The following is a 6,162-nucleotide window of genomic DNA, read 5'->3' as shown; positions in this document are numbered from 1 at the left end:
ACCGGGCACATGGGGGTCACGGCGGAAAACGTGGCGGATGAACATGACATCACCCGCGTGCAGATGGACGAGTTTGCCATGGCGAGCCAGACCCGCGCCGCAGCGGCCATCGAGGCGGGCTATTTCAAGGATCAGATCGTCCCGGTCGAGGTGAAAGTCAAACGCGATCTGGTGCCGTTCGAGGTGGACGAGCACCCGAAAGCCACTTCGATGGAGGCGCTGGCCGGGTTGCGGGCGGTGTTCAAGAAGGACGGTCGGGTGACGGCCGGCAATGCATCCGGGATCAACGACGGTGCGGCCGCGCTGGTGTTGGCACGCGCGGATGCGGCAGAGAAGGCGGGGCTGAAACCAAGGGCGCGCGTGCTGGGCTACGCCCATGCAGGGGTGCGGCCAGAGGTGATGGGGATCGGACCGATCCCCGCCGTCGAGCAGTTGTTGAAGCGGATCGACATGACGGCCGGCGATTTCGACCTCATCGAATCCAACGAGGCCTTTGCCGCGCAGGCGCTGGCGGTGAACAAGGCGCTGGGGCTGGATGCTTCCCGGGTCAACCCCAATGGCGGCGCGATTGCGCTTGGCCATCCGGTTGGCGCCACCGGGGCGATCCTTGTCGTCAAAGCGCTTTACGAGCTTGAGCGCACGGGAGGCAAACGCGCGATCATCACCATGTGCATCGGTGGCGGGCAGGGCATCGCAATCGCGATCGAGCGCCTCTGATCCGAAGGACCGCAGGCATGAAAGTGCCGAATTCGGCAAGGCTTTAAGCTGTTCTTCACGACGATGTCGGATGGTAGCGTTCTAACATCCCGGCATGGCGGAGGGCGGGCATGAGCCTTGCCAATAAGCTGGCAGAAGAGCGGCGCGCCCGGTTGGCCGCCGAACGGCTGCTGGAACAGAAACAGGCGGAATTACAGTCTGCCAATCGTAAACTGGGCAAGCATGCGCGCGCCCTGTCGCATGAGATCGACGAAACCCGTGCCGAGGTTTTGACGGTCCGTGACGAAAACCTGCGCGTCAAATCCGACCTTCATGTGGCCAATCAGAAAGTGGCGATCGCCGAGCGCCGCTTGTGGCATTCGATCGAAACCATTCAGGACGGGTTTGCGTTTTTCGACAATGACAGCCGCATGATCGCCGCCAACAAATCGTGGATGGCGGTGTTCGACGGCATGGAGGTGGTTCAGCCAGGCGTCAGCTATATCGAGATATTGCAGCTTATTACCGAAGAAGGGATCGTGAATATCGGCGATATGCGCCCCGTCGAGTGGCGCGAGAAGATGCTTGACCGCTGGCAATCCAGTACCCCGGAACCCGAGGTCATCCGCCTTTGGTCGGGCGAATATATCAAGCTGATTGATCAGCGCGGTCATGGCGGCGATGTGGTTAGTCTGGCGCTGAATATCACCGACACGATCCGCCATGAAAAAGAGCTTCAACAGGCGCGCCGCAAGGCCGAGGCCGCGAGCCGCGCCAAATCCTCTTTCCTCGCCAACATGAGCCACGAAATCCGCACCCCGATGAATGGCGTCGTGGGCATGGCCGAACTACTGGGCGATACCGACCTTACCGATGAACAGCGCCTTTATGCCAGCACGATCAAACATTCCGGCGAGGCCTTGCTGGTGATCATCAACGATGTGCTGGACTATTCCAAAATCGAGGCGGAAAAGCTGGTTCTGCATCAAGAACCCTTTGACCTTGAACGCTGTATTCACGAACTGATGACCCTGCTTCAGGCCAATGCCCGCGACAAGGGGCTCGAGCTTTTGGTGGATTACGACATGTTCCTGCCGACGCGGTTTATCGGCGATCCGGGGCGTATCCGCCAGATCATGACCAACCTTCTGGGCAATGCGGTCAAGTTTACCGAGACCGGGCACGTATTGATACGGGTCACCGGCATGCCGTCGGCAGAGGGCGAAAAAGCATGTATCCACATCGCGATCGAGGATACCGGCATCGGCATCCCCGCAGAAAAAATCGACCATGTCTTTGGTGAATTCAATCAGGTCGATGATGAAAGCAACCGGAAATTCGAGGGCACCGGCCTTGGCCTTGCCATATCGCAAAAGCTGATCCGGATGATGGATGGCAAGATCTGGGTCGAATCCGAGCAAGGCAAAGGCTCGACCTTCGGGTTTTCCCTTTCTTTGCCGGTGGCCGAGGCGGAACAAGACGATTGCCTGCAATTGCCCAAGGGATTGAGCCGCGCGATGATTGTCGAGCCGCAGGAAGTGACCCGTTCGATCCTTGAACGTCAGCTTGCGATTCTCGGGGTGGGGTCGGTCTGTTGCAAGAATGGCGCCGAGGCACTGGCACAGATCGGCCCCGGCACCGACCTTGTTCTGACCGATCACAACATGCCCGGAATGGACGGGATCGAGCTTGCAGAGGCGCTGCGCGAGGCGGGTCACAAGATGCCGGTTATCCTGCTCAGTCACAACACCGGTTTTGCCGAACAGGATCCGGGGCGGGTGCATCTGGCGGCGGTTCTGCAAAAACCCGTGCCCCGGCGAGAGCTGTTTCAGGCGCTTTCCGCATTGGCCAAAGGCGAGCCGCCCAAAATGTCAGCGCCCGAAGAACCCGTGATCGACAATAGCCCCGGACGCGCGATGCGGGTGCTTGCGGCAGAAGACAACAAGACCAACCGTCTGGTGTTTTCCAAGATGGTCAAAGATCTGGATATCGACCTGAAATTTGCCGAAAACGGGCATGAGGCCCTGGCATTCTATCAATCCTTCAAGCCCGATATCGTGTTCATGGACATCTCCATGCCCGGCATGGACGGCAAGGAAGCGACCCGGCATATCCGCCAGATCGAGGCCGTGACCGGCGTGCATGTGCCGGTTGTCGCGATGACCGCCCATGCGATGGAGGGCGACGAGATCGGCATCCTTGCCGCCGGGCTTGATCACTACCTGACCAAGCCGCTGCGCAAGACTACGATTGCGGATCACATCATTGACGCCTGTCCGCCCGATGTCCGCACCCCCGCGGGCGAGAACCTTCAGGCGTCGGGATAATCGCGCAGGAACACCCAATTGTCGCCCTTGGACAATTCGGCGTTATAGCGATAGCCGCCGCTGTCGAAATCCTTGAGGGCCTCGGGATCGCGCAGGCGGTGCTGGATCATGTAGCGGGCCATCGCGCCGCGCGCGCGTTTTGCGTAAAAGCTTACGATCTTGGGGATTCCGGCCTTTTCTTCCATGAAGACCGGCGTAATCACCCGCAGGTTCAGCGCCGCCAGATCGACCGCGCCGAAATATTCCTGGCTGGCACAGTTCACCAGGACATCGCTGTTAACCGCCTCGCCCTGCGTGTTCAGCGCCTTGGAAATGGTGTCGCCCCAATAGTCGTAGAGGGATTTGCCGCGATCTGTTTTCAACCGGCTGCCCATTTCAAGGCGATAGGGTTGAATCGCGTCCAGAGGGCGCAATACCCCGTAAAGGCCGGATAAAATCCGAAGGTGATCCTGTGCCCAGGCCATTTCATCGCCGTCAAGCGATCCGGCCTCAAGCCCCTGATAGGTATCCCCGGCAAAGGCGAGCGCGGCGGGCTTTTCATCCATCTTGCCGAAGTCGCCAAACCGGGCGGCGTTAAGACGGGCGAGGTTTTCGCTTATCTTCATGAGCTTTTGCAGATCGCCCACGCTTAGGCCACGGGCGACCCCTGCTAGCGCGTCTGCCTCTGCCTGAAAGGCCGGGCGCGTCGGGCTAACCCCGTTAACCGGACCCATGTCCAATTTCTTGGCGGGCGAGACAACAACCAGCATGCGCAAATCCCCTTTTCAAGCGTTTCGTGTGATCTAGTGCGCCGCGCGCAGAACGTCCAGAAAGGCATCGCCAAATCGCTCGGCGCGCTTGTCACCAAGGATGCGCTCCATCTCCTGGCTGGTACTCGGGCGCGCACTTGCCACCCGTGCCAAAAGCGAGGTCGAACAGCTTAGCGGCTTGTCGATCCCACCCTCGCCGCGCGCCAGATCGACCTGCGCCTGAAGCAGGCGATCATAGACTTCGCCGGCATCGCGCCCGGCAAGCTTGCGCCGTACCGGGTGCATCGCCTCGGCGGCGCCATTGATCACCTCAAGAAAGGCATCGCCATAGCGTTCAAGCTTTTTCGCACCGACGCCGCCGATCCTCGCCATCTGATCCAGGGTGGCGGGCCGGGTTTCGGCCATCTCGATCAGGGTGCGGTCGTTGAACACCACGTAGGCCGGTACCTTGGCGGCCTCGGCCAGCCCGCGACGTTTGGCCTTGAGCGCCGACAAAAGCGGCGCATCCTCGTCCGAGACAAGCGCACGCACCGCCGGGCGGCTTGCTTTGCTCACAAGAGTGTCGCGCCGCAGGGTGATGCTTTGTTCGTCCCGAAGGATCGGGCGCGCGGCTTCGGTCATGCAAAGCGCGCCGTGGCGTTCGACATCGGGGCGGATAAGGTCGTGGCCCATCATCTGGCGAAACACCCCTTGCCAGCCGCGCTTGTCGATGTCGCGCCCGACGCCAAAGGTCGGCAGGGCATCATGTCCGCGTGCGCTGATCTTATCGGTGGCATTGCCGGTCAGGATATCAATCAGATGGCCCGCACCAAAGTTTTCGCCGGTCCGCAGGATCGCCGAGAGCGCCTTACGCACCGCTTCGGTGCCATCAAAGGTTTCGGCGGGGGTGTCGCAGAGATCGCAATTACCACAGGTAAAATCGGTTTCTCCGAAATACCGCAATAGGGTCGCACGGCGGCATTCAAGCGCCTCGGCCAGCCCCAAAAGCGCGTTCAGCCGTCCGTGATCGGCCATCCGGCGTTCGGGCGGGGCAAGGCCTTCGTCGATCTGGTTGCGGCGCAGGCGGATATCGTCGGGGCCAAACAGCGTCAGCGTTTCGGCCGGGGCGCCGTCGCGGCCCGAGCGGCCGATTTCCTGATAATAGGCCTCGATGGATTTCGGCAGGTCGGCATGCGCGACCCAACGGATGTCGGGCTTGTCGACGCCCATGCCAAAGGCCACGGTCGCCACCACGATAAGCCCGTCCTCGGAATTGAAGCGCCCCTCGACATGGCGCCGGTCCCCGGCCTCCATTCCACCGTGATAGGCACAGGCGTTGTGCCCCGCCTCGCCAAGCGCGCGCGCAAGGGTTTCGGTCTTGGCGCGGGTGCCGCAATAAACAATGCCCGACTGGCCCTTGCGGGCCCCGGCGAAATCAAGGATCTGGCGGCGGGGATTGTCCTTGGCAGCAAAGGCAAGGTGGATATTGGGGCGGTCAAAGCCGTGCAAAAAGGTCTGGGGCGGGTGCCCGTCGAACAGCTTTTGCACGATTTCGTCGCGGGTTTCGGCGTCGGCGGTGGCGGTAAAGGCGGCAATTGGTACGTCAAGCGCCTGGCGCAGCGCCCCGATCCGAAGGTAATCGGGACGGAAATCATGCCCCCACTGCGATACGCAATGCGCCTCGTCCACGGCAATCAGGTTTACGCCGATGCGGCGCAGCATCCCCATTGCGGACCCGGCAGCAAGGCGTTCGGGCGCGATGTAAAGCAGCTTGAGCCGCCCGTCCTCCAGCGCCTGCCAGACCTCGGCCGTTTCTTCTTCGGTATTGCCGGACGTCAGCGCGCCCGCCTCAACCCCTGCTTCGCGCAGCGCCCGCACCTGATCGCGCATCAGGGCAATCAGTGGCGAGATGACCACCGTCACCCCGTCGCGCATCAGCGCAGGTAATTGAAAGCAAAGAGATTTGCCGCCGCCCGTCGGCATGATGGCCAGAACGTTCTGGCCGTTGGCGACGGCATCTACGATCTCTTCCTGACCGGGACGGAACGCATCATAGCCGAAAATATCGCGCAAAAGCGTGGCGGCGCCGGGCATGAGATATCCTGTAAGGTTTGTTGTTCTGCTCTTACCGGAATCTTTTCACACTCCGATTCGCGGGACAACCCTTGATCAGTAGAACGCCGACGCATTGTTGATCAGGATGATGCGAAGCGCATAGACCGCCACAAGCACCACCAGAGGCGCCAGATCAATACCCTGCATATTTGGCAGAATGCGACGCACTGGGCCATACACAGGTTCAAGAATACGGTTCAGGAAATACCAGATCTGCCCAACAAGCTGCTGATGCAGGTTCAACACCTGGAAATTGATCAGCCAGCTCATAATCACATGGGCGATAATGAAAAACC

At 60.7% G+C, this 6,162-nt stretch carries 5 protein-coding genes; 2 read left to right on the top strand and 3 right to left on the bottom strand.

Features of this window, described 5'->3' with window-relative positions; all coding sequences use genetic code 11:
- Together QZ522_RS17000 and QZ522_RS16995 are read left to right on the top strand one after the other, a co-directional pair.
- On the top strand, positions 1–717 hold a 717-nt coding region (locus QZ522_RS17000; RefSeq protein ID WP_294614361.1), incomplete at its 5' end, for an acetyl-CoA C-acyltransferase.
- A 110-nt stretch (positions 718–827) separates the two neighbouring features.
- A complete protein-coding gene (locus QZ522_RS16995) occupies positions 828–3,023 on the top strand; it encodes a response regulator (RefSeq protein WP_294614358.1) in 2,196 nt (731 codons plus the stop codon).
- On the opposite strand, the gene yaaA is transcribed toward QZ522_RS16995, so the two are convergent.
- The 3 genes from yaaA to QZ522_RS16980 all read right to left on the bottom strand — a co-directional run.
- Positions 3,008–3,772: a peroxide stress protein YaaA gene (yaaA, locus tag QZ522_RS16990; RefSeq protein WP_294614355.1), complete on the bottom strand. Its 765-nt coding sequence runs from the start codon at positions 3,770–3,772 to the stop codon at positions 3,008–3,010. The genes QZ522_RS16995 and yaaA overlap by 16 nt on opposite strands.
- A 33-nt stretch (positions 3,773–3,805) precedes the next feature.
- Positions 3,806–5,845, bottom strand: a complete 2,040-nt coding sequence (gene recQ / locus QZ522_RS16985) for a DNA helicase RecQ (protein ID WP_294614352.1) — start codon at positions 5,843–5,845, stop codon at positions 3,806–3,808.
- A gap of 75 nt (positions 5,846–5,920) precedes the next feature.
- Positions 5,921–6,162 (bottom strand): YggT family protein (locus QZ522_RS16980; RefSeq protein ID WP_294614349.1); only part of this gene is annotated, 242 nt, incomplete at its 5' end.

Source organism: uncultured Roseovarius sp. (assembly GCF_913054395.1).
Lineage (GTDB): Bacteria > Pseudomonadota > Alphaproteobacteria > Rhodobacterales > Rhodobacteraceae > Roseovarius.
Note: the sequence above shows the minus strand (reverse complement) of the source record. Positions and strands in the feature narration are given on the sequence as shown.

Bases quoted from the DNA above. Each gene is read 5' to 3' on its own strand.
- recQ (WP_294614352.1), bottom strand. From the start codon at position 5,845: ATGCCCGGCGCCGCCACGCTTTTGCGCGATATTTTCGGCTATGATGCG.
- yaaA (WP_294614355.1), bottom strand. From the start codon at position 3,772: ATGCTGGTTGTTGTCTCGCCCGCCAAGAAATTGGACATGGGTCCGGTT.
- QZ522_RS16995 (WP_294614358.1), top strand. From the start codon at position 828: ATGAGCCTTGCCAATAAGCTGGCAGAAGAGCGGCGCGCCCGGTTGGCC.